This is a genomic window from Streptococcus sp. K0074, from assembly GCF_048843365.1.
GTDB lineage: Bacteria > Bacillota > Bacilli > Lactobacillales > Streptococcaceae > Streptococcus > Streptococcus mitis_BM.
On sequence record NZ_CP184836.1, the window covers coordinates 1,707,655 to 1,731,559 of the forward strand.

The 23,905-nt window shown below is 37.5% G+C and carries 18 protein-coding genes; 2 read left to right on the forward strand and 16 right to left on the reverse strand.

Annotated features, from left to right (window positions below):
* Nucleotides 1-85: 85 nt before the first annotated feature.
* Nucleotides 86-262, reverse strand: a complete 177-nt coding sequence (gene rpsU / locus ACN076_RS08395) for a 30S ribosomal protein S21 (RefSeq protein WP_000048054.1) — start codon at nt 260-262, stop codon at nt 86-88.
* A 151-nt stretch (nt 263-413) separates the two neighbouring features.
* A complete protein-coding gene (locus tag ACN076_RS08400) occupies nt 414-1,121 on the reverse strand; it encodes a glucosamine-6-phosphate deaminase (RefSeq protein ID WP_420789828.1) in 708 nt (235 codons plus the stop codon).
* A gap of 150 nt (nt 1,122-1,271) precedes the next feature.
* On the opposite strand from ACN076_RS08400, the gene queA reads away from it, so the two are divergent.
* Nucleotides 1,272-2,300, forward strand: a complete 1,029-nt coding sequence (queA, locus tag ACN076_RS08405; RefSeq protein ID WP_414304168.1) for a tRNA preQ1(34) S-adenosylmethionine ribosyltransferase-isomerase QueA — start codon at nt 1,272-1,274, stop codon at nt 2,298-2,300.
* Between the two features lie 80 nt (nt 2,301-2,380).
* Here queA and ACN076_RS08410 read toward each other — a convergent pair whose 3' ends face one another.
* Genes ACN076_RS08410 through ACN076_RS08430 form a run of 5 tightly spaced genes read right to left on the reverse strand, consistent with a single transcriptional unit; the run spans nt 2,381 to nt 7,079 of the window.
* On the reverse strand, nt 2,381-3,241 hold the full coding sequence (locus tag ACN076_RS08410; protein WP_420789829.1) for a YihY/virulence factor BrkB family protein: 861 nt from the start codon (nt 3,239-3,241) through the stop codon (nt 2,381-2,383).
* 27 nt (nt 3,242-3,268) lie between these two features.
* Complete coding sequence (locus ACN076_RS08415; protein WP_420789830.1) at nt 3,269-5,323, reverse strand: cation:proton antiporter; 2,055 nt, start codon at nt 5,321-5,323, stop codon at nt 3,269-3,271.
* Nucleotides 5,324-5,334: 11 nt separating this feature from the next.
* On the reverse strand, nt 5,335-5,589 hold the full coding sequence (locus ACN076_RS08420) for a hypothetical protein (RefSeq protein ID WP_033681594.1): 255 nt from the start codon (nt 5,587-5,589) through the stop codon (nt 5,335-5,337).
* Nucleotides 5,582-6,139, reverse strand: a complete 558-nt coding sequence (locus ACN076_RS08425; protein ID WP_420789831.1) for a class I SAM-dependent methyltransferase — start codon at nt 6,137-6,139, stop codon at nt 5,582-5,584. The genes ACN076_RS08420 and ACN076_RS08425 overlap by 8 nt, the downstream gene beginning before the upstream one ends.
* On the reverse strand, nt 6,123-7,079 hold the full coding sequence (locus ACN076_RS08430; protein WP_420789832.1) for a TIGR01212 family radical SAM protein: 957 nt from the start codon (nt 7,077-7,079) through the stop codon (nt 6,123-6,125). Before ACN076_RS08430 ends, ACN076_RS08425 begins: the two co-directional genes overlap by 17 nt.
* 91 nt (nt 7,080-7,170) lie before the next feature.
* Between ACN076_RS08430 and ACN076_RS08435 the strand changes: the two genes are divergently transcribed.
* Nucleotides 7,171-7,530 (forward strand): DUF3397 family protein, encoded by a 360-nt coding sequence (locus ACN076_RS08435; protein ID WP_004242853.1) that lies wholly within the window; start codon nt 7,171-7,173, stop codon nt 7,528-7,530.
* Nucleotides 7,531-7,608: 78 nt separating this feature from the next.
* Here ACN076_RS08435 and ACN076_RS08440 read toward each other — a convergent pair whose 3' ends face one another.
* The 9 genes from ACN076_RS08440 to vncR form a co-directional block, all read right to left on the reverse strand.
* Nucleotides 7,609-7,917: a hypothetical protein gene (locus ACN076_RS08440; RefSeq protein WP_420789833.1), complete on the reverse strand. Its 309-nt coding sequence runs from the start codon at nt 7,915-7,917 to the stop codon at nt 7,609-7,611.
* 486 nt (nt 7,918-8,403) lie between these two features.
* A complete protein-coding gene (locus ACN076_RS08445) occupies nt 8,404-14,973 on the reverse strand; it encodes a S8 family serine peptidase (RefSeq protein WP_420789834.1) in 6,570 nt (2,189 codons plus the stop codon).
* Between the two features lie 781 nt (nt 14,974-15,754).
* On the reverse strand, nt 15,755-16,540 hold the full coding sequence (locus ACN076_RS08450; protein ID WP_084925846.1) for an ABC transporter permease: 786 nt from the start codon (nt 16,538-16,540) through the stop codon (nt 15,755-15,757).
* A gap of 1 nt (nt 16,541) precedes the next feature.
* On the reverse strand, nt 16,542-17,360 hold the full coding sequence (locus tag ACN076_RS08455; RefSeq protein WP_173305022.1) for an ABC transporter permease: 819 nt from the start codon (nt 17,358-17,360) through the stop codon (nt 16,542-16,544).
* A gap of 1 nt (nt 17,361) precedes the next feature.
* Complete coding sequence (locus ACN076_RS08460; RefSeq protein WP_143952354.1) at nt 17,362-18,354, reverse strand: ABC transporter ATP-binding protein; 993 nt, start codon at nt 18,352-18,354, stop codon at nt 17,362-17,364.
* Nucleotides 18,355-19,021: 667 nt separating this feature from the next.
* The gene (locus ACN076_RS08465; RefSeq protein WP_033676713.1) at nt 19,022-20,236 is read right to left on the reverse strand and encodes a Shedu immune nuclease family protein; all 1,215 of its coding nucleotides are present in this window, start codon (nt 20,234-20,236) and stop codon (nt 19,022-19,024) included.
* A gap of 477 nt (nt 20,237-20,713) precedes the next feature.
* A complete protein-coding gene (locus ACN076_RS08470) occupies nt 20,714-21,595 on the reverse strand; it encodes a class II fructose-bisphosphate aldolase (protein WP_023946263.1) in 882 nt (293 codons plus the stop codon).
* Nucleotides 21,596-21,735: 140 nt separating this feature from the next.
* Nucleotides 21,736-23,064 (reverse strand): sensor histidine kinase VncS, encoded by a 1,329-nt coding sequence (vncS, locus tag ACN076_RS08475; protein WP_420789835.1) that lies wholly within the window; start codon nt 23,062-23,064, stop codon nt 21,736-21,738.
* Nucleotides 23,061-23,717 (reverse strand): response regulator transcription factor VncR, encoded by a 657-nt coding sequence (vncR, locus tag ACN076_RS08480; RefSeq protein ID WP_261219621.1) that lies wholly within the window; start codon nt 23,715-23,717, stop codon nt 23,061-23,063. The genes vncS and vncR overlap by 4 nt, the downstream gene beginning before the upstream one ends.
* Nucleotides 23,718-23,905: the final 188 nt, after the last annotated feature.

Consider the following 23,905-nt stretch of genomic DNA (forward strand, 5'->3'; position numbering starts at 1 on the left):
GTGGGAGGAAGTTTCAGATTTTTGCAGGCTTTGAAGTATTTATTTAAAAGAAAAAGGACTAGATTTCTCTAGCCTTTCATTTCAATTAGAATTTTTTACGTTTACGAGCTGCTTCTGATTTACGTTTGCGTTTTACAGAAGGTTTTTCATAGAATTCACGTTTGCGTGTTTCTTGAAGAGTACCAGCTTTAGTAACCGCACGTTTGAAACGACGAAGTGCGTCGTCAAGAGATTCATTCTTACGTACTACTGTTTTAGACATTTTTTTCACTCCCTTCAAGTTCAAGATCTATTCTATTTTACACGTAAAAGGAATAATTGTCAAGAAAAAATGCGGTTTAATTTTGATTTTTTCTTCCATTTATACAAGAGCTTAAAGCACTCAGATAGAAGAAACTGAAGGGGTTCGTTTTTTATTTTTCAAGCAAGCTGAGCGCTTCAGCATCTGCAATAATGGTCACATCTGGGTGGTTTTGTAGGCTACTTGCTGGTAGGCTCTCAGTCACTGGTCCAGACACTGTTCCAGCAATGGCTTCTGCTTTCGACTCACCGTAAGCAAAGAGAAGGATTGACTTGGCATCCAAGATGTTTTTAATCCCCATTGAAATGGCTTGGGTTGGAACGTCTTCAATCTTGTCAAAGAAACGTGCGTTTGCTTCGATAGTAGACTGATCCAGTTCGACTAGATGCGTTTGACTGTCAAAAGGAGTACCAGGTTCATTAAATCCGATATGTCCATTGCGACCAATTCCCAAGATTTGCAGGTCAACTGGATGGTCAGCCAAAATTTGGTTGTAGCGTTCAACTTCAGCTTCAGCATGATCCTTAACCCCACGAGGCAAGAAACTTTCTTTAAATGGTTTTTGGTTGAACAAGTTTTCTTGCATGAAGTGACGGTAAGACTGAGGATTGTCGCCATCAAGGCCTACATACTCATCAAGGTTGACACTGGTTAGATTTGAAAAATCAAGGTCACTCTCAACAATTTCCTTGTAAAATTCAAGTGGGCTACTTCCTGTCGCAAGTCCTAGGGTTTGAGCGCCGTTGGCCATTTTTTCCTTCAAAATCTCAAAAGCAACTTTTCCACCTTCAATTTGGTTTTCAACTTTAATAACTTTCATCTTTTCATCCTCCATTTCTATCTATATTTATTATATGGTATAGACCAATTTTTGTCAAGTGAAAACGATTTAATTTCTAAAAAAAGAGCGTCCACACTTGAAACATGTTATAATGGATAAGATTAGAACTTAGAAAGAATGAACAGATATATGAATACAGCTGATTTTGATTTCCACTTACCTGAGGAATTGATTGCCCAAACACCCCTTGAAAAACGAGATGCCTCTAAACTCCTCATCGTCAACCGTGAGACGGGAGAAATGCAGGATAAACACTTCCACTCTATTATTGACATGCTGGAACCTGGTGATGCCCTTGTCATGAACGACACCCGCGTTCTCCCTGCTCGCCTCTATGGTCAAAAAGAGGAGACAGGAGGCCATGTGGAACTTCTCCTGCTCAAAAATACTGCTGGAGATGAATGGGAAGTTCTGGCAAAACCTGCCAAACGCCTCAAGGTTGGTACTCGTGTCAGCTTTGGTGATGGTCGTCTCAGCGCTGTCGTGACGGAAGAATTGACCCACGGGGGCCGTATTGTTCGCTTTGAATACCAAGGAATTTTCCTAGAAGTCTTGGAAAGCCTGGGTGAAATGCCTCTGCCACCTTATATCCACGAAAAACTGGATGACCGTGAACGTTATCAAACCGTCTACGCCAAGGAAAGTGGCTCTGCTGCTGCACCGACTGCTGGCCTGCACTTCACCAAAGAACTGCTGGCAGAAATCCAAGCCAAGGGTGTTCATCTAGTCTATCTGACTCTCCATGTCGGACTCGGAACCTTTAGACCCGTTTCTGTGGACAATCTAGACGAACACGAAATGCACTCAGAATTCTACCAACTTTCTGAGGAAGCAGCTGCCACCCTTCGCTCTGTTAAGGAAAATGGTGGTCGCATCATTGCTGTCGGAACTACTTCTATCCGCACATTGGAGACTATTGGTTCCAAGTTTAATGGGCAAATCCAAGCAGATTCTGGCTGGACCAATATCTTTATCAAACCAGGCTACCAATGGAAGGTTGTAGATGCCTTTTCAACCAATTTCCACCTGCCAAAATCAACTCTGGTCATGTTGGTTTCTGCCTTTGCAGGTCGCGAATTAGTCTTAGATGCCTACCACCATGCCATTCAAGAGCACTACCGCTTCTTCAGTTTCGGTGATGCCATGTTTATTTATTAATTTTCATAATCAAAAAAACGCATATTATCAGGCATTATAAAAACTTGATAGTATGCGTTTTGTTATGGATAAAAATTGAGTTAATTTTTTCTCAAGCTCGAATCTTTCAAACTCTGGACACTGGCATTGATCACCGCACCGACAATCAAAATCTTAGCGATGAGAATAAACCAGAACATCATGACCACAACGACAATAGAACTGAAAAAACGGACGTCCACTAGGTGATTGACATAATTGTTAACATAGACTGAAAAGATATTGAGCAGTAAGGCCAGAGTCAGCATGACAAAGGCACTACCCGGCAATACAGAGCGAATTCGTCGGACCTTAACATTAGGCAGGAAATAATAAAGCATGACCAAGATTGCAAAAATCAAAGCATAGACCAAAGGGCCTGTTAGGTCTTGCAGATAATCAAAGAGAGGACTATCCGATTTCCAGTAACTTTTGATAAGGTTGAGAAGCATGCGACCAAAAACACTCAAAAATAGAGCCAAGGCAAAGAGAATCTGTAAGCCAAAACTGACAAACAAACTCATGAGTTGATGAGAAATCATCCCACGATTTTTTGCTACTCCGTAAGCTTTATTAAAGGCTTTCTGTAGGAAATTCATGGATTTTGAAAAGGTCCAGAGGGCTGATAAAATAGCAAAACTCAATAAGCCAGTTGACGGTTGGGTCAGCACTTCTGTAATAATATTTGCGACCACATCATACATAGTTTCCGGTAAAAACTCATTGACAACCTTTAAAAAATTGGAAACTGGAATCTGAAAATAAGGGAGGATATTGACCACCACCAAAAGCAGGGGGAAAATCGAAATCAACCAATAGTAGGCTACTGCGACACTGGTCAGCTCACTATCTGATGCTTGATAATAATGCAAAAAAGCTTTTACTAAAGGCTTGTCTATCAGCTCTTTCCACCACTTCTTCATGTCACACTCCTTCACTTATAATCTTGATTAATTTCTTCTTACCAATTCCATCATATCATAAGGTAAGGTATTGGCAGCTTCCTTCAAGGAATAGTTCTCTAAGTTATTCACATTTTGTCGTAACTTCTTGGCATACTTGGTCGTAATCAATCGTTTTTCTTCATATTCGAAAATCAACTTGCGCTCCAGATAATAACCTCTCAGCATTTCATCGATATTGTTGGGCTTGACGCGATTGATAACCCGTTCGACAAAGGCACCACTGGTGATGATAGCTGTTTCTCGGAGACGAGAATCCTGCATGAAGCTGATTAAAGAACTCTTATAAACCCCTTTAAGGTTCTCCAAACTTTCGATAATCATCTCTGTATTTTCTAGATAGAGCTCTGCAATTTGGTCATAGTCAAGGGCTCTGAGTTTCTGTGATTCTTCATTTTTCCAACTGCGGAAGGTCTTGCCAAGAGTAAAGACTTCGTGAAGGAGAAAACGTAAAATCCGCAAGGAAACAAGGAAATAATAGGTCAATCGTGACGCAAACTTACGATTGATACTTTGTTCCATGTTTTTCAAATATCGTTGGTAAACTCGATAGGCACGCTCACTCATCTTGTCCTCTTCATAAGCCTGTTCCAATCCATCACTCTCAATACTGAGGATGAGAAGTTTCAAGGCCTCCCAGTCTTCTTGAGCTCCCTTATTTTCTTGACTCAGGATGAGATTTTCAATACGTCCATGATAATTGTCAATAGCTGCATAGAGGGGAAGTTTATTTCTGGTACCTTCCAACTCTTTTTCCAACTCTAGTGTCACTTCATTTAAAATGGCGATATGCATGAGATAATCCTTGCTTTCTTCCTGTTCGTCAGAAAGATGAGGCAAGACCACGAGGCCTGTTAAAAAGCTTACAAGCGTCACACCTGCAACAAGGAAAAGCAAGAGAGGATACTTCTGTTCTAGATTACTTGGTATCAGAAGGATCGTAGCAATCGACACCGTTCCCTTGACACCTGAGAATGTCAAGAGAAGCATGTCCTTCATATACTTATTTAGCTTTTTCTTGAGTCGTCTGGTTCTATAGGCATAATAGCCATAAATCATAATAAAACGAATGGCAAAGAGAACAAAGGTGAGGGCGACAAGAGATCCCAGCAAGAGAAGGGGATTATAGATTGGATTGGTCAAAATAGGCTCTGCTATCATTTCCAACTCCATCCCTAAAATCACAAAGACAGAACCGTTGAGCATAAAGTTCACTGTATGCCAGACCGTCTCAGTCACCGTATCCACTTGAGCTTCAAGGAGCGTAATTTTTTTAAAACGGCTTGCCTTTAAAATCCCAGCAACTACGACGGCAATAATCCCTGAAACGTGTACTTCTTCTGCTAGAAAGAAGGTCACCAGAGGCAAACTCAATTCTAATAAAAGTTCGCTGGCAATATCCGTTGCTCGCACACTTAATAAGAAGGTATGGAGGAAACGGTTGGTCATGGCTGTTAAAAAGCCAATCAAAAAACCGCCTAGGATTGAAAAGATGAGCGAACTACTAGCTTGCCCAAGGGAAAAGGCTCCAGTTGTCCAAGCTGTCAAAGCTACCTGAAAGGCAACCAAGCCAGAAGCATCATTCAAGAGTCCTTCACCCTTAAGAATATTAGACACGCGCTTTGGAAAGCTAAACCGCTCCGAAAGAGAGGCAAAGGCCACCAAATCCGTAGGGCCAAGTGCCGCCCCAACAGCCAAGCAAGCCGCCAAGGGAAGACTGAGCCAAAGAAGATGGGCCAAGCCACCCAAACTCAGGGTCGAGATAAAAATCACTGGAAATATGAGATAAACAATGATTCGCCAGTGTTTTAAAATAGCTGTAATGTCCGCTTCCTCCGACTCTCGGAAAAGCAAGGGCCCGATAACCAGGGCCAAAAACAACTCTGTATTGAGATGAAAGTCAGTATTGGGTAAAAAGAGACCAATCACAATTCCCAAAAGAATTTGCACCAAAGGGAGGGGCAAAAAGGGTAGGAGCTTATTAGTTGTACTCGAGACAATCAAGACCAGTAAAAATAGGATGAGGTAAATCAGTAATTCCACGCACGACCTCCTTAATCTTTTTTACAACAAGATTCAAAAATCTCCTTCTGCTCTTGGATTTTTTGGTCAATCTTGGAACAGTCTTTGTGCTCAATTTTTCTCTGGCACCGTTCCATTTCAAGAGCAACTAATTTTTTCTTGATTTTAAGCATTTTTTTGCTCATATGCGCTTGGTCTAGCACGCCCACCGCTCGTTCGTGGTGGGTTGACTCAACAAAATTCTGGCGCATGGCATCCAGCTTTTCACGTAGGTATTGTTTATCCATGTCTATATCTCTCTAATTTTTCAATCATCACTAAAAACGGTGGGTTGTTGACTTGGTTTAAAGTTCGGTAAATAGCAACTGTGTACTCTTGTTGGTTCAACTGACTGACAAAATCCAAGACAGCATCCCTCTCGATGTCGCCTCCTTCATGACCATAGTAGATCATAATAGCAATCCGTCCACCTTTGACAAGCAAGCCACACAGCTTTTCTAATGCTTCAATCGTTGTCTGAGGTTGGGTGATGACAGACTTATCAGCTGATGGCAGATAGCCCAGATTAAAAATCCCTGCCTTGGCTTCTGTCACAAACTGGTCCAGTTTCTCATGGCCTTGCAAGATTAACTGGGCATTTGTCAGGCCAGCCTGATGCAAACGCTCTTGGGTCTTTTCCAAGGCTTGTTCCTGAATATCAAAGGCATAGACTTTCTTAGCTAGTTTGGCTAAAAAAAACGTGTCATGACCATTTCCCATGGTTGCATCCACTACGATATCATCCTGAGTCACTACCTCAGCCAAAAAATCATGTGCCATCTCAAGTGGTCTTTTCATTTTCAAACTCCTGTTTTACAGCCTTGCATCCTTGAACACTTCCACGACGTCGCATTTCAGTTTCAATAGCATTTAGCACTTCCCATTTATTGAGGCTCCACATAGGCCCAATCAGCATATCTCTAGGTGCATCTCCTGTGATTCGATGGATGACGATATGCTTGGGTATGATTTCCAGTTGGTCACAGATGACCTTAACATATTCGTCCTGGCTCATGAGTTGTAAACGTCCTTCGTGATAATCTCGTTGCATACGTGTATTGGTCATCAGGTGAAGCAAGTGCAATTTAATCCCTTGAATATCGTTATCCGTGACACAGCGGCGAACATTTTCAACCATCATCTCATGGGTTTCACCAGGCAAACCGTTGATCAGATGAGAAACAATCTCAATCTTAGGATACTTTCTCAAACGCTTGACCGTTTCCACGTACAATTCATAAGAGTGGGCACGGTTAATCAGGTCAGAGGTTGCTTCATAAGTGGTCTGCAAACCCAATTCAACCGTCACATGCATGAGTTCCGACAACTCAGCCAAATATTCGATGGTTTCGTCTGGTAAACAGTCTGGGCGCGTTCCAATATTGATTCCTACTACACCTGGCTCATTGATAGCCTGCTCATAGCGCTCTCGGATGACTTCCACCTTTTCATGGGTGTTGGTAAAATTTTGAAAATAAACCAGATACTTCTGAACATCTGGCCACTTGCGGTGCATAAAGTCAATTTCCTTATAAAATTGCTCACGGATAGGCGCATCCGGTGCCACAATGGCATCTCCAGAACCAGAAACCGTACAAAAAGTACAGCCCCCATGAGCCACAGTTCCATCACGATTGGGACAGTCAAATCCCGCATCAATAGGGACTTTAAAGGTCTTTTCTCCAAAGAGTTTTCGATAATAATCATTCAAGGTATTATAAGATTTCATAACTTTCATTATAACAAAAAACATCCACAATCTCAAAAGCCTGACTTTCCTATAAATTCCTCTGTTTCTCGTTTCCATTAGCGATTTTTTATGATACAATATGGGTATGATTTTAATGAAATTAGCATCTATTTTATTATTGATACTGACCTTAGTAGTCTGCATTATCATAACCAAACTTTTTAGATTAAAAAAACTAGGACGAAACTTTGCGGATTTGGCTTTTCCAGTCTTGGTATTTGAGTACTACCTAATCACAGCTAAAACCTTTACCCATAATTTTCTCCCTAGACTAGGACTAGCCCTCTCCCTCCTAGCTATTATCCTCGTTTTTTTCTTTCTTTTGAAAAAACGCAGTTTTTACTATCCTAAATTCATCAAATTCTTCTGGCGTGCAGGATTCTTATTGACCCTTGTCATGTATATCGAGATGATTGTTGAATTGATGGCTCAGAAATAAAAAACTAAATCGAAAACACCTCAATCAAACTAAATACAGTGATTGAAGTGTTTTTCTTTATATCTTTTTCAATAATTCCTATTTACTTTCTTTATCAGGAAAGAGATAACCAATACCTACACAAGCTAGTACGCCCGCTCCAATTACCAAGCCACTTGAAATTGGCAACAGATCCAAAATTGCATTCGCAATGATAAAGGCAATAATCAAACACATCAGACTAGCCTTGTAGTCTTTTTTCAAAAAATTCTCTAGAGTGAAAAAGAGAAACAATCCTACCGGAATCAGGGACCATAGGTTGACATCCAAACTTGGCCACCCAACAGAACCAAAATACAATACTGTCGCTGCTGCTACTAAAAATATAATCCCTAATAATTTTTTCATTTTTTTATCTCCAATTTCTTTTTTAGGAACTTGAGTTATCTGATAGTGACGCCTCACGTCTCTTACAAAAATCATTATAGCAGAGGTTAGTTTCAAGAACAAGTTCTTTTGCCTATCTGATCTCTATATCGGTCTAAGTGGTTGAATAATAGCGATAAAATAAGGAAGCAGGTGAAAAACTTCCTTCCAAATAAAAAGGAATTAAGCAACCAAACGCTACTTAATTCCTTGAAATTATCTCATCACCTCTATTAGCCTTTAAATTTTGATAGACTCTATTTTCTAATCAATGTGACCAATATTGTCAATACTAATCCTTTCAATCAATTTATTAGTTATAGAAACTAAATCCATTAATAAATCCAAAAAGGGTATCAATATCAAAGTAAACTAAATAATTGAGTTATAAATAGCTATTTTCACAAAACGGTTTCATCATCATGCTATCTCAGTACATAAACCATTTTTTCATCTATAGCTTTTGTCTTAATCTTGATCTTTTTTCTTTAATCCAAGAAATGCACCTAAGGTAAACATTATTCCGGCAACCAATGACGTAAAGCCTTCGTTAACTGTTCCGGTTTTTGGTAACCTATCATTGTTAGTAGTTGATTTACTATCAATATTGGTATGTTTATTATCTATGTTCTCTGGTTCATTAAGATAAACTTCCTTCTTATTTTCAAAGTTTTTATCATTTTCATCAGGAACTGTAACTTTGACATCCTCAGTTGAATCAGATCTTTGACTTTCATCTAATTGACTATAATTTACTTGTACAGGAACTGTAGTTTTGACATCTTTAGTTGAATCAGGTTTGTGTGAATGATTTTCTCTTTGTAAATCCTCCTTTTTGTAATTTTCATCTAATTGGCTATGATTTGCTTGCACCTTATCTTTCTTTTTCGATACATCAAAAGTAGGTTTATTTTCCTCCTCCTTTTTCTCCTCTATTTTCTTGAATACAGGTTTTATAAGGGTATCTTTTGATAGATTAAGAACATAGCCAACGTCTTTTTTCCCTTCGACACCAGAAATTTCCCAACCATCAAATTGATAGCCTTTTTCTAATTTACCCTTATAGACAGGTAAAATGAAATCTTCTTCCGACACTATCGTTGAACTCATTTCTTTTCCATTTTGAATGGTCACAGTCACCGTATGAGCTTTTAATTCGCTCACCTCTCCCGTATCTTTGTTTAAAATGAATTCTTTTACGGTCGTATTTCTTGCAAAATCTTTTACAAGAATCTTAATGTTTAGTGTCTTATCTGTTAGTTGTTTAATATCATCAAATGATTTATATTCTTTTCCATTTACATAAATATGTTTGTCTTGAATCTCACCATCGAATCCATTATTTCTTTTATCATTGATGTTAAAGACTACAGATTTTCCATCAGCATATTCAATACTAGTATTTCCCTTAGGATCAATGTTTACTTCTGGTTTAACATTATCATATAAAAATTGATAGTGTACTCCAACCGCTTTCGCATTCAAATCGCTATAGCCAGTTTTAAGATAAACATTTCCATCCATATCTGTTACCTTATCTGGGAATCCGTTTGCTTTATAGTCTTTCATTCCCCAGTCCATGATGTCACCGTCTTTAACATTAAGCTTAACGTTAAAATCTCTAGTGTTATCAATGTGTAAATCTCCGTAGATTAAATAATTATCTACAACAGATTCATTAACTCTCAACTCCCAGTTAAAACCACCCTTATCAGAAATCTTACCTCTTAAATAAAATTCTGGATTTCGTACATAAATTTTATTAGATTTAGATGGATTAAAGTAGTTCTTGTCCATTGAAAGGTTTACTGGTTTTGCATCAATAAATAACGTAGAGCCATCTTCTTTTATAGCTTCTACATTGGACTTATCCTCTCCAGTGTACTCTTTATCATCTTTACCAAATAATACAAGTTTAGAAGGATCTGTTACAAGATTTCCATCTTTATCGATTGCCTCCCCTTTATCGTTCATTTTAAATCTAAACACTTGATACCTTACAATGTTAAAGCCGTCCAAAGCCGACATTAATACTGATTGAGTACTTCTTCCATCTTCAACATTTCTACTATCAGCATAAATTATTTTTTCTGATAAGGCTCTTAGATTAGGATTGGCCTTTTGTATTTTTGCTATATCTTCCTTGCTATAGACTCCATTTCCTTCTAACATATCCGTTTTTCCAGGATTATAGGTAGTCACTTTTAGTGCATAGCCTTTTCTCAGAATGATATTATCCTTTAATAGATATTGTTGTTTTTCTGAATCAGAATAGATTTTACCAGATTCCATTTCAGTTAAATTATTTGGTTTATTCTTTGAAAGATCTCCTTCTCCTAATTCTATTATATTCCCATAACTTGATGCATATGGATATTCTGTTTTAGTTTCCTTATTTTTTTCAGGCATTCTAATCTTCGTTTCAGCTTTTATCTGATCATCATCTTTAACAAAGAATCTCATATCTCCTGCAAAAGCTAATCCATCCACAATATCATTAATATTAGCGTATAAATCAAATGTCATCGTTTTTGAATGGGAATCATACTTGGTCGCTTTGATTTCTATAGATTTATAGTTATTTCCATAATATACCTTGGCATTTTTAGACACATTACTTATCTTTCCAAGAATTTCAAAGTGTCCATCTTTAGACGGGCTTAGAACACCATAAATTTTTGATTTGATTTCGTCAAGTTTTTCAGTTTCATATTCTAAGGCACTACCATCGTCATAAGCAATGATATTTCCCTTATCATCGTATTTATAATCGTATTCCTCTGTTCTCTTACCAGTTTCACTTGTAAAGTCATCAACTTCTCTAAATTTCTTTTTAATGAGTTTCTTCAAGTCTTTACTTTCAAACTCTCTAATTGTTGAAATAGTTTTATGAATAGTCAAGCTAGATTTTTCTTCAATAGACTCTTCATTGTCTTGATGATTTTCTTCCTCAGTTGTATCTTTTTTAAGACTATCGTCTTTTCTATTTTCTAAATTTTTAAATTTAGATTCAGAAATCTCGCCAAGCTTTTGGTATTTAGATGAATCTTGATCAGGATCTACTAGATAATAGGAAATCATCCCCTTTTCATCAGCATGATCAGCAAATTTAATTCTATGAATCTTTGTAAAATTGCTAGAGCCATCTAATGCAATGACTTCAATGATTTTTCCTCTTAAATCTCCTGCACCATTAATTTCATAAATGGTATTTCCATCTTTGTCAAGTTTTCTATTTCTTCCTTCACCCTCACCTGCATAGGTTACTTCAAGATTTTTCTCAACCTCTCCGTCTTCATTAACAAGAGCGGCGCCAGCATACCAAACTTCGTTTGCAATCTCATCAAATTTTTCAGGATGTGCTTTTTGATCTCTCGCAAATAGCGTTTCATTCTTATACTGATCTTTTACCTTATGATAAGTATCCTTTGTAATCAACTTAATTTTTTCAGGATTTGAAAAATCAACCGAAACAATCTTAGGGGCTGTGTTATCAATTTTTACAGGAATATAGGAAACCTGCCATGGATAATCTTTAGTTAATCTATATTTAAATTTATAGAAATATTGACCTTCTGCAATTGGTTCAAATTGACCTCTTATCTTAGTAGCAGGATCTTTGGTATCCTTGCTTTCTGGTGCATTTTCTTCTCTACCTCTAGGGTTATAGATGAGTCCATCCCATTTCAAGTCACCCCAAACTTTTAGCTTAGAAGATTTGATTCCCTTTGCATCATTTCTCTTAGAGTTTAAAATTCCTTTAATAAAGTGTTCTCTCGAAATGACTTTTAAGTCTTTTTGATTTTCTCCCTCTTTATTTGTATTTACTATTGAAATCATTCCTTCTTCTGCACTTCTTAATACAAGTGGAGAAGGTGTTAATCCTCTCTCAAGTTGAGCATCTTGAGGATTTCCATTTGAATCTAAGGGATAAATTTTAGCAATATTAGAACCACTTGATGATGGTGCGTTGATCCCTTCGTTATTGAAAGCAAATAATTCTGGATTTTGATCTAGGGATGTTGTATTTTTATCTTTTCTATTTTGTATAACTCCTGCTGGATTAAATTTATCTATACCATGCTCTCCACCAATTCCCTTATTTAAGGTTCCTGGAATTTTTGGTTTACCATCATCATCATAACCTTCCATTGTTTTTGATTTTGAACCCTCTTCCCAGGCCCATTTATCAAGGATTGGTTCCTTATTCCAATCCCCAGCAAATCCCATTAGAGGCATCGATAAAGAAGGTTGGAAGTTTATTTTCTTCCCGTTAGAGTTTAGAGCTTCCATTTCTTCCACTGATTCAAAATGAATAAATGATTCTACAAATTTATTTTTGTTTTTAGCCTCTCCAACATTTATAACCGCATTCAAATCAAAGCTAGAATTTGGGCTTATAGTGAAGGTGTCATGCTCAAATGTGATATTTGCTCCTTTGATTTTTTCTGGGTGGATTTCTGGAACAATTTGCTTACCATCTGGAGATTTTTCATCTTTGTATGTTTCATCCAGTTTTAGTCTATCAGTTAGAGCATCTGTAGTTACCGCTGATGCTGAAACTTTAAAGGTTAAAGGTCTGTTTGATGTATTGTGAAGCTTAATTGTAAAGTATTTTTTATCTCCTTTTATTTCTTTAAGAGAAATAGAACCATAAGAGTTTACCAAACCTTTAGAATCCGTGTTCTTGAAAGTAGCTACAACTTCATTTCTCAAAGCATTGGCCACATTAATTAGCCCTGCTCCCTGTTGTCTAGGTGATGCAAAGTATTGGCTTTTTTCTTTCCAAGAAGTTGCATCCATCATAGGCCGTGCAGTATTTTGTAGGGCAATTTTTGTAAGACTTGTAAGGTCTATTTTGTCATCTCCCTTAAGATTTTTCAATACAGGTCTTTCAAGCATTTCCTTTAACTTCGGTCTAATCAAAACAGTAGAAGCTGCCACGATTGGAGTTGCCATACTAGTCCCTGACATATAACCATAAGTTGATTTCCCATTAATGACATTAAGAGTAGATTTAATATTTTTACCTGGTGCTGAGACATCAGGCTTTAAAAGCAAATCTGTTCTCGGTCCCCAAGATGTGGATCCTGCTGGAACGATGATATCTTCTTTATACAATTCTTTGTCTGTGTCAGGTGCAAACTTAAAGTCAATCTCTTTTTCGTCACCTACATTCGGTTTATTAGAATTATAGCTTGCCATATCAATTGGATAGTATTGATCCAATTTATCTTTGAAATCTTCCTTACTATTTCTTTTAACTTCAGTTTTTTTATCAGGGTTAATCATGTTCCATAACTTTACACCATCATCTCCTGAAATTGAAAATACTTGACTAGTAGTTCCTTCATCCTCCTCGTATCCCATAGCTGGAAGCTCTGTCCAATTATCTCTATTGTAGTAATTTACAGTATTTACAACCATAATGCCACGTGCACCCTTATCCGTAGCTCTTTTAAAAGAATTTTTTAAATCCTTTGTATAAATTCTATCCATTACTGCAATTTTGCCCTTAAGATCCAAACCTATCAAATCTTGGTCTTGACCCTTGCCTATATATACAAATTTTACTTTACTAGGAGCTTTTGATCCATCTTCATTTGTTACGATTTTATTTTTATCGAAAAAGGCACCTATATTTCTGTATTTAAAACTTTCTCCACCTATGTTAACTTTATCAAACTCAACTGTTTGATTTTTAGCAGAAGCGACCGCTATCGCATCTTCATGTGCTGCAGTTCGCGTTACATTTCCAGTATCTGTCATTTTCAGATTATTATTTGCCACTAAATCCCATGAAGAACTTGAAGCAGAAGTCGCATAGTTACCCGTAGCTACAACCATTGGAATGCCCGCTTTTCTTAATGCTCTAATAGCTTCCCAATATTTCTCACCTACAAGACCTGTTCCTGTAAAACCAGATGATACCGAAACAACATCGACATTGTGTTTGATCGAATCTTCAATAGCATGAAACATTGTTTCATCTCCTGCGAAGCCAGATCCTGCGTCAGAGTACATTTTATAAGAGAAGATCTGTGCATTAGGAGCAATTCCATCTATTCCATTAAAGTTCTTAATGTCTTTTTCAGTATCATTTCCCGCAAGAATCCCTGCAATATGCATCCCATGTGGATCAAAATAATCGCTCCCATCATCAGCTTTTTCTACAGTAATTTTACCACCATTATAATAATTGAAAGCATGAGGGATTTTATCACTCAACCAGAAATTTTTATCAGTACCTTTTAAGTCTTCTTTTTTGAATCTCATTGAGCCTTTAGCATCATCATCAATCCTCATGGCCTTATGCCTATAATCTGTCCCGGTATCGATATTTGAAATGACCATACCTCTACCATCAAAATTTTTACCAAATGGAGCATTGATAGACTTTAGGTAATCAATTGCCTCTTCAACTCCAATTTCCTTTCTAGCATGATTCATCATTGGCTGGACTTTTTGTGATCGTTCAACCGATGAGATACCTTCTATTAGTTTAATTTTGTCCAGATTATCTGGAGTTGTTTCTATTGCAACACCATTAAAAACCGTATCATAAGTATATAAAACTTTTGTATCCTTAAGATTGGATAATTCCTTGATTGCTTTTTCTCCAGATTCTTTATCTTTAAATTCAGCAATATAGACAAGTTTATCCTCTTTTTTGGGACTTTCTGGGTCTTTACTTGCAGACGAGTCCGCTTTATCTTCTTGGGATTGATTGGAATCTTCTTTGATTTTTTCTTCTTCATTGCTAGTTTTATTATCTCTCACAAATTCTTTACTAACAACTTCTTTTTCCTCAATAACCGTTGTTTTCTTCTCTTCAGTATCCTTTGAAGTTTCTATAGCATTATGAATATCTTCAAGTTTTTCTTTGTTTTCGTTTTGTTTACCTACTACTTTTTCTTTATCAGATATTTTTAAAGAATCTTCAGAACTAGGTGTATCTGCTAGGATTACCTCATTAGGGACATATGCTGCTAAAATAACTGCAGCTGTGGTTAATGACAATACTGTACTTTTTTTCATTTTAATTCCTTACATATTTATTTAACTTCCAATAGATAGAAAACTTTAACTTTGCTAGCCTTTGTTATAAAAAGTTTTACTAAGTATTATCTAGGAAATAGAGTAGTGCATTTATATATAATTGTTAACTCTCTGAAAATAGTATATCAATTAAAAAAATTTAAGTCAAGAAAAATTAACATGCATTAATTTATTTTTTAATACGTGTTAAAAATAAGGTTAAGTCAAAAAAATTCGTAGTTAACTGGGATACATTATAAGCACATTCACACCATCAAAAATAGTAGCAATCAACTTAAAGCACTAGCAACATCACAAAGTCAAACATCATTGATGAAATATCAGCGCTATTAAACAATATAAATAACCGCTAAGAATAAGGCTTAACGGTTATTTATATATAAATTTTTCAGATATTCGGGCATTTATTCACCTAGGAGCTAAACTTTACGAGTGCCTTGCTCTACCAACTGATACTCAATGAAAATCAAAAAGCAAACTAGAAAGCTAGCCGCAGGTTGCTAAAAGCACTGCTTTTAGGTTGTAGATAGAACTGACGAAGTCAGCTCAAAGCACTGCTTTGAGGTTGTGGATAGAACTGACGAAGTCAGTCACATATATACGGCAAGGCCAAGCTGACGTGGTTTGAAGAGATTTTCGAAGAGTATAAGCTAAATCGGCGATTACACTTACAATATAGCACTCTGAGAATAAATGTCAAGGAATTTTCTTCTCTATTAGAAAAAGCCTGTCCTGAGACAAGGCTTTGAGTTTCTTCATCTTAGGACCCAGCACTTTCATAAGAATCCAAGCCCCTGTCCCAGAGTTTAAGGGAAATACCAAAAAAGACAAGGGAAATCAACATCAAACCTCCGATGTTAAAGATTACATCCTTGTCCTGCAAGAAATAGCTGGCAGGATAGTAGGCCGTAAAGGCAAAAGGCACGATAAAGCTAATCAACCAACGAAGAAATGAATTGTAAATGGAAATTGGATACTTGGCAAAATCATTAAACATATAGAAAATGTAGATCATGGCGCCTGACTGCTTGGTCCAAAAAGCAATACTGGCTGTCGCAATTTTCAAGGAAGTATAAATCAAGGTCGCAAATGGTATGCAGACTAGGAAAAGCAGGAATTTTGGAAGAGTCCAAGCAATACTAGTCACTGTTGTTCCCAGTAGGATCCCACCGACCAAGAGTTCTCCCAAGGCATCAATCTGAAAGGTCTCAACTAAAATATGAAAGAGAGGATTGATAGGACGTGTCAGATACTTGTCAAACTCCCCTTTTCGCACCAAACGCTGTCCCAGTGCCCAGAGATTGTCAAAAAAGAGATGGTCCAACCCCTTAGGAATCAAGGAAAAGCCATAGATAAAAGCAATTTCTTGAAAAGTCCAACCTTCTAGGGATGGGATGTGTTGAAAGATGACATTGAGAAACAAGAGGTTCAAGCCTTGGGTCAGAAAAACTCCCAGAACACCAACTACAAAATCCACCTTGTATTCCATGATTTGCTTGATATATTGTCTGATAAAAATCAGATGCATACGCTGATATTTTTTCATACTAACCTCCCTGAATGGTAATGAATGACTGGACTCGTTTCCAAATCAACTGAGACAAGCCCACCATCACTAAGAGCCAGAAAAACTGCAAAGCGAGCGCCTGAATCATCTGACTGGCATCGTATTTCCCAACGATAATCATGACCGGAGTGTAAATCAAGGATGAAAAAGGCAGGAAGGATAGAATATCTGAAACAACCTTTGGAAAGAAGGCCAAGGGAATCAAACTTCCAGACATAAAAGCCACTATGGAAGTCTTAAGTAGGTTGGAACCCCAAAGATTTTTAAACACAAAGGCAGAAAATCCAAAGCAGATATTAAAGAAAAAGTTAATCAGATAGGCCAGCGTTAAGCTAAAAAGATAAAGGACAGTTAATCCTAGCACCTCTACAATATCTTGACCCGATATGATTTTCATCAAGACAATGACACTTAAAAATGGAAGGCCAACGCTGATAAAAATCAACCACTTGGAGCCAAGCTCGGTAAAGAGGTAAGAAGCCGCAAAATGCACTGGTCGCAACAAGCGCATGATGATGGAACCATCCTTGACCTCCTCCCCAATCATAAAGGACGAATCTGACCTAGTCAGAAGATTGGTCACAAAACTCATGATGATGTAGAGGGTGATATCTGCCATACTAAAGCCCTGAATCAAAGACTCCTGTGAGGAATCAAAGACAGCCTTCCAGAGATAAAAGGCCACGAAAGCTCCCATCACATCCCCAATCCGATAGAGAATAAAGTTGACTCGATAGGTGATCAATTCCTGAACACCTGCATTGATAAAGGGTTTATAACGTCTCCACAATTTGACCATCTTAGAGCTCCTTTCGATAGAAGCGACGGATAATATCCTCAATATCCGTATCCACCATCTTCAAATCGCGGATTTCAAAATCAGACAGGGTTTGCTTGATAATGTCAGCTGACTGGTAGCGAGAACTATCGAATTCAATGTTGAGACTGTTTCCTTGTCTATCAATAGTCATATCCGAAAATCCTTCATAGTGAGAAAGGAGATGACTTTGATCTGGTAGCAGTTCAAAGGAGAGAGTCTTCATCTTACCAAAGGTCTCCTTGAGTTGGCTCACCGTTCCATCAAAAATCTCTTGCCCCTTATCAATCATAAAAATTCGATCACAGAGTTGCTCAATGTCGCTCAGGTCGTGAGTAGTCAAAAGAATGGTTGTTTCTTCCTCCTGATTGATCTGAGTAATAGCCCGACGAATGTTATCCTTGACCGAAACGTCCAAACCAATGGTCGGCTCATCTAAAAAGAGAACCTTGGGATTGTGGAGCAAGGAAGCTGCAATATCCGCCCGCATGCGCTGTCCTAGTGAAAGAGTCCGTACGGGATCCTTGATAAAGTCCTTCAAATCCAAGACTTCATTCAAAAAATCCATGCGCTTATGAAAGAGCGAGTCTGGAACATCGTAAATCTCCTTCAAGACTGTGTAGGTCTCTTGCAGGGCCAAATCCCACCATAGCTGGGTGCGTTGTCCAAAGACTACGCCAATATCTTTGACATAATCTTGACGATTATCCTGAGGAATCTTGCCGTTAATCCGACAAAAACCAGATGTCGGTTTCAAAATCCCAGTCAGCATTTTAATGGTTGTCGACTTCCCAGCACCATTAGCCCCGATGAAGCCTAAAATCTGCCCCTTTGGGACCTCAAAGGTCAAATCCTTGACCGCTTCAAAGGTCTGCTTTTCAGGATGAATAAAGGAGCGCAAAGCCCCCTTCAAGCCCGGTTCCTTAACAGTCTTCACAAAATTTTTCTGAAGATGTTCCACTTCTATCATTGCCATAAATCTCTCCCTATGGTAAGGAATAGAAAATCGTATTTTCAAACACAAGTATTCTAAATCCTTACTTTCTACACCTTCTACATTTTATTATTACAAAATGCTTTATACCAACCTATTATAATCCAATAAAAACTAGAATGCAAGCGCTTGCTTAAAATTTGTGAAATTGAAAATTTTTCTCTTAAAGTGGTATTTTTATACTCAATAAAAATCAAAGAGCAAACTAGGAAGCTAGCCGTAGGTTGCTCAAAACACTGTTTTGAGGTTGTAGATGGAACTGACGAAGTCAGCTCAAAACACTGTTTTGAGGTTGTGGATAGAACTGACGAAGTCAGTAACCATACATACGGCAAGGCGAAGCTGACGTGGTTTGAAGAGATTTTCGAAGAGTATTAGTCCAAAATTCTGGCTTAATAGTCTCCTTAAAACACCAAAAAAACCCACCCAATGGGCAGGTTTCATCTGTATTATTCAGCTAGATTATGCTTTACCTTCTGAACATAGCTGATTAACTCTCTGTATTTCCTAGCACACCGAAAACACTTTAAATAGATTTTTATTCAAACGTATCATATAGGAAAGCTTCTTAAGTATTACTCTTTGTTCTTTGAAAAGAGTATAAAATGAGAGTAAAATTTATTTTTGGTTTGTCACATTATGCTTAATTCTATTTGTTTGAAATACCATTTTTTTTGAAGCGTTCCAAAATTCTTTCTAACATATCAAGTAGTTCATCATAACTAATAATATTAATAATATTGGAATACTGATTTTTCATAATCCGATATGTTTCTTGTTGTTCTACATTGAATCCATTTGTTCGGCCCATAATAATAATCCCTTTAACATTATTTATCTTAACCTCACTATTAAAACCCTTCTCTAGTAACTTATGTTTGATTTTTTGCACGTTAGCACTTGAATTTTCATGTAACTCTCGTAAATAATACTCAATCTGCATAGCTGTACCAGTAAATTCATGCGATGGAACATAGTGGTCTCTATATTTTGATTTTTTTAATAATCTCTTTTCTGGAGTCTTTATCTCTACAATATCAATATTATTAAATAGGTCAACTAAAACAAAATCAACCCTTCTACGATTACTTAATCCTACCTCATCGATTATAATTTGATACTGGGGATATATCAGTAACAGAATATCTAAAATTTTATTCTGCCACTCTTTTTCACTTATAATTTCCTCTTCAAGTATGTCCTTTAGCAAAGAAAGTGCATGAGTAAATTTGTTTATTTCTGCTTGAGTGACTTCATAATCTATTTTGGGTGAGAATAGTGTGTTAGAAGAGGGAATTCTAGTTGTTTTTTGGAGATGTTTTTCAAACTCATCATCATAGCTCTTTTTTAACTCAAAGAAGCCTTCAATTTTTTCAGCTACCAATTTATCAATATAATGTTTTACTGTTGTTGTTGTTGGAAATGAAGCAACAAGATTGTTATATTCTGTCCAACTGATTGAACTAACTTCTTCATTTATCGTATCATCAGGTAAAATATAAAAATCCTCATTTATCAAACTATCAATTTTCTTTAGAATAGATAACTGTGAAGGATATTTTAAAAAATGTTTATGCTTTAAATTATCAATTAGGCTAACGTCTATTCTAAATTTATGTTGTAAATCAAAAATCTCATTGTCAAAACAATAATAATTCCCCTCTAGTTTTCCAATCTTATATGCAATTCTATCCTCTACATCCTCATTCGAATCAACTAATTTTCCATTATTATTCAAGAAAAAGTAATTCCCTTTTTTAAGATAATATGTATATCTTGAACAATACTCCGCATCAAGAGTATACGTTCTATAATTAGGATAAATAACATATAATTCATCATTTACAACAATACAATCAGACATAATAAACTCCATTTCCAATGTTAACGATTTTTTTGATTATTATTAGTTTATAATGAAAAAGAATTGCTGTCAATAGCTTACCAACTTCATAAAAAATCTACATATAGAGTTCGTAAACGGAGAAGCAGTTCAAGGTCATTTCCTAATAAGTAAATATTAAAAACTATTTCCATAATTACATGAACTTATTGAGCAACTCTCCAACTTAATCCTAATTAATTTCATAGAATCGTCTAAATTATATCAACACCTATATAAAATGGTGACTAACATAATTCAAATATCTCAATCGCATAAAATGAATACAATGGAACGAATAGGAAGATTTAACATCTTGTCTCCTCAAATTGATTTTTTACAAGTATCATATTCTATAAAAAATAATTTCCTCTAGTTTAAAACAGAAATAATAGTTCCCTTAAAACACCAAAAAACCCACCCAATGGGCAGGTTTCTATTCTATATTATTCAGCTAGATTAAGCTTTACCTTCTGAACCGAATACGTCGATACGTTCTTCAACTGATGCTTGGATAGCTTTTACACCGTCAGCCAAGAATTTACGTGGGTCGAAGAGTTTTTTCTTATCGTATTCTGCTTCGTTTGCTTCGTAGTCACGAGCAAATTTACGAGTTGCGTTAGCGAATGCGATTTGGCATTCTGTGTTAACGTTAACTTTGGCAACACCAAGTTTGATAGCTGCTTGGATTTGCTCATCAGGAATACCTGATCCACCGTGCAATACGATTGGGAATCCTGGAACAGCTTCAGTCAATTTTTGCAAGTGATCAAGGTGAAGACCTTTCCAGTTTGCTGGGTAAGGACCGTGGATGTTACCGATACCAGCTGCCAAGAAGTCGATACCAGTTTCAACCATTGCTTTAGCGTCTTCGATTGGAGCCAATTCACCATCACCGATGATTCCGTCTTCTTCACCACCGATAGTACCAACTTCAGCTTCTACTGATACACCATTCGCATGAGCAAATTCTACAACTTTACGAGCTTTTTCAAGGTTTTCTTCAACTGGAAGGTGTGAACCATCAAACATAACTGAAGTATAACCAACTCGGATACACTCAAGTGCATCTTCGTAGTGACCGTGGTCAAGGTGGATAGCTACTGGTACAGTGATACCCATTGATTCAACAAGGTTAGCGATCAAGTTGCGAGCAACTTTGTAACCACCCATGTATTTAGCAGCACCCATTGAAGTTTGGATCAAAACTGGAGCTTTTTTAGCTTCTGCTGCGCGCAAGATAGCTTGAGTCCACTCAAGGTTGTTTGTGTTAAATCCACCAACTGCATAACCGTTGTCACGAGCTGCTTGGACAAATTTTTCTGCTGAAACGATTGCCATTTTATCAGGCCTCCTGTATATTTTTATGGGTCATCCCATTTACATTGTTCATTTTATCACTTTTTGACAAAAAAATCTAGTTTTTCCCGCAGTTTCGATTGAATTTCTTCTAGCTTCATCTATGTAAACCCTTTCTCTCCCTAGTCTTGGACAACTTTTGGAAAAGCTATAAAGAAGGTTAAACGATTCTCCTCCATCTCAAAACGATAGGATAATTTTTCGTGTTCTAATAGACTCTTAACCACAAAGAGTCCCATCCCAGACCCCTTGGCCTTGCGACTAGCATTGTCAGAAAAAGATTGGGCTAGTTTTTCTTGTTCTTCTGGACTACAGCTATTTTCTATAAAAAGTTCCCCTTCTCTTTCTCCAATTCGAACCAAGCCACCTGGAACAGAGTGCTTGATAGCATTGCTGATAAGGTTAGACAGAATCAACTTCATAACTGATGGGTTTAGATAAGCCTGCTGATGGGACAAGCTATTATCAATCTGAAGCTCTCTTTCCTTGGATAGCAAGGCATAATCCTTGACTAGACTTTGCGTCATCTGGTATAAGTCAATTTGTTCCCTATCATCTCGCAATTCCTGCACAGACGAGAGAGAAAGTATCTGGAGAACGTGATGATTGAGCTCATCCACAATTCCTAAGGCAACTCCCAAATAGTGATCTCTGTCCTTATAACGACCGATATTTTCTTTCATATTTTCAATCAAGATTTTGAGACTAGCCAGCGGTGTTTTCAATTCATGAGAAGCCCCTCGTAGAAATTCGACCTTCATCTTCTCCAGTTGGAGAATAGCTTCATTCTTGTCATGCAAGTCCGCAATAACAGTCAAAAGGTGCTGGTAGAGGCTATTGATTTGTTCCTTGAGATCACCAATCTCATCCTTCGAATCCACGCGCAATCGCACTTGGGCATCCAAATCCATCATCCGTCGGGTCACCCACTTGATTTCCAAAATCGGGGCAACAATGGTTCGAGCGTAGATGTAGGCTACCAAGAGGGAAATCAGAAAGGAGGCCAACAAGGTATAGGGAAGAAACTGGAGACTGATCTGCTCTGCTTCCTTTTGCAAATCCATGGAAGCTAGAAACTGGAGAGTCATAGTACCACCGTCCTGCGTTGTCACCTCACGCTCTTCGATAAAGAGAGAGGTTGTCTGGCGATCAGTATCCAGAGGAAGGCTGTCCTTGACTTCTAACTTATCCTCGGTCATCTCGCCCTTGACGGCCCCCTTGATCTCACTAGTCTGGGAATACAAATCTAACACTTGCTCGATGCTCTGCCTATCCTTACCTTCTAGGGACTGGGCAATGGCTGTCGCTTTCTGGCCAATGGTTTCCTGACGGTGGCTCAGATAAGTCGAAGGAAAGAGAAAATAAATAGCTAAATGAAGGCAGATAACCAGAACACTAAAAATCGAGAAGGTGTAGATAAATATCTTTGTAAATAAACCTGTTCGTTTCATTTTCGCTCCAATTTATAACCAACATTGCGCACAGTGAGGATACAATCCAAGTCTAGCTTTTTCCGCAGTTCCTTGATATAAACATCAATGACACGGTCAAAGGGAACCTCATCTGTCGCTTTCCAGACGGCATCGATTATCTGAGATCGAGTCAAGGCTCTTCCTTCATTTTTTACCAGATAGTCCAGAATTTCCAACTCTTTGGCATTAATGGCTACTTCTTGACCTGCAAGGCTGGCACTGTAGCTCTCAAAATCCACCTTGGCATCCTTATAGGAGAAGACTCGTCCCATATCATAATAGCGCTTGAAAATCGCGTCCACCCTCACTTTTAAGAGGGAGAGGGAGAAGGGCTTTTCCAGATAGCCATCTGCTAGCGAAGCAAAGGCACTCATCTTGTATTCTTCATCCTGAAAGGCGGTCAGCATCAAGACAGGAACCTGACTGGTTTTACGAATCTCAGCTAGGACTTCTAAGCCATTGAGCTTTGGCATCTGGATATCCAGTAAAACCAAGGCTACTTCATAGCTGGAAAATTGCTCTAAGGCTTCTTGACCATCCGCCGCCTCAATGGTTTCATAACCACAATCCGTCAAATAGTCACTGACCCCCTCACGGATCATCTCTTCATCTTCTACAATTAAAATTTTCATACTTTAACTGCTCTCTATTTTTTATTTTTCTTATACTCAATGAAAATCAAAAAGCAAACTAGGAAGCTAGCCGCAGGTTGCTCAAAGCACTGCTTTGAGGTTGTAGATAGAACTGACAAAGTCAGCTCAAAACACTGTTTTGAGGTTGTAGATAGAACTGACAAAGTCAGCTCAAAACACTGTTTTGA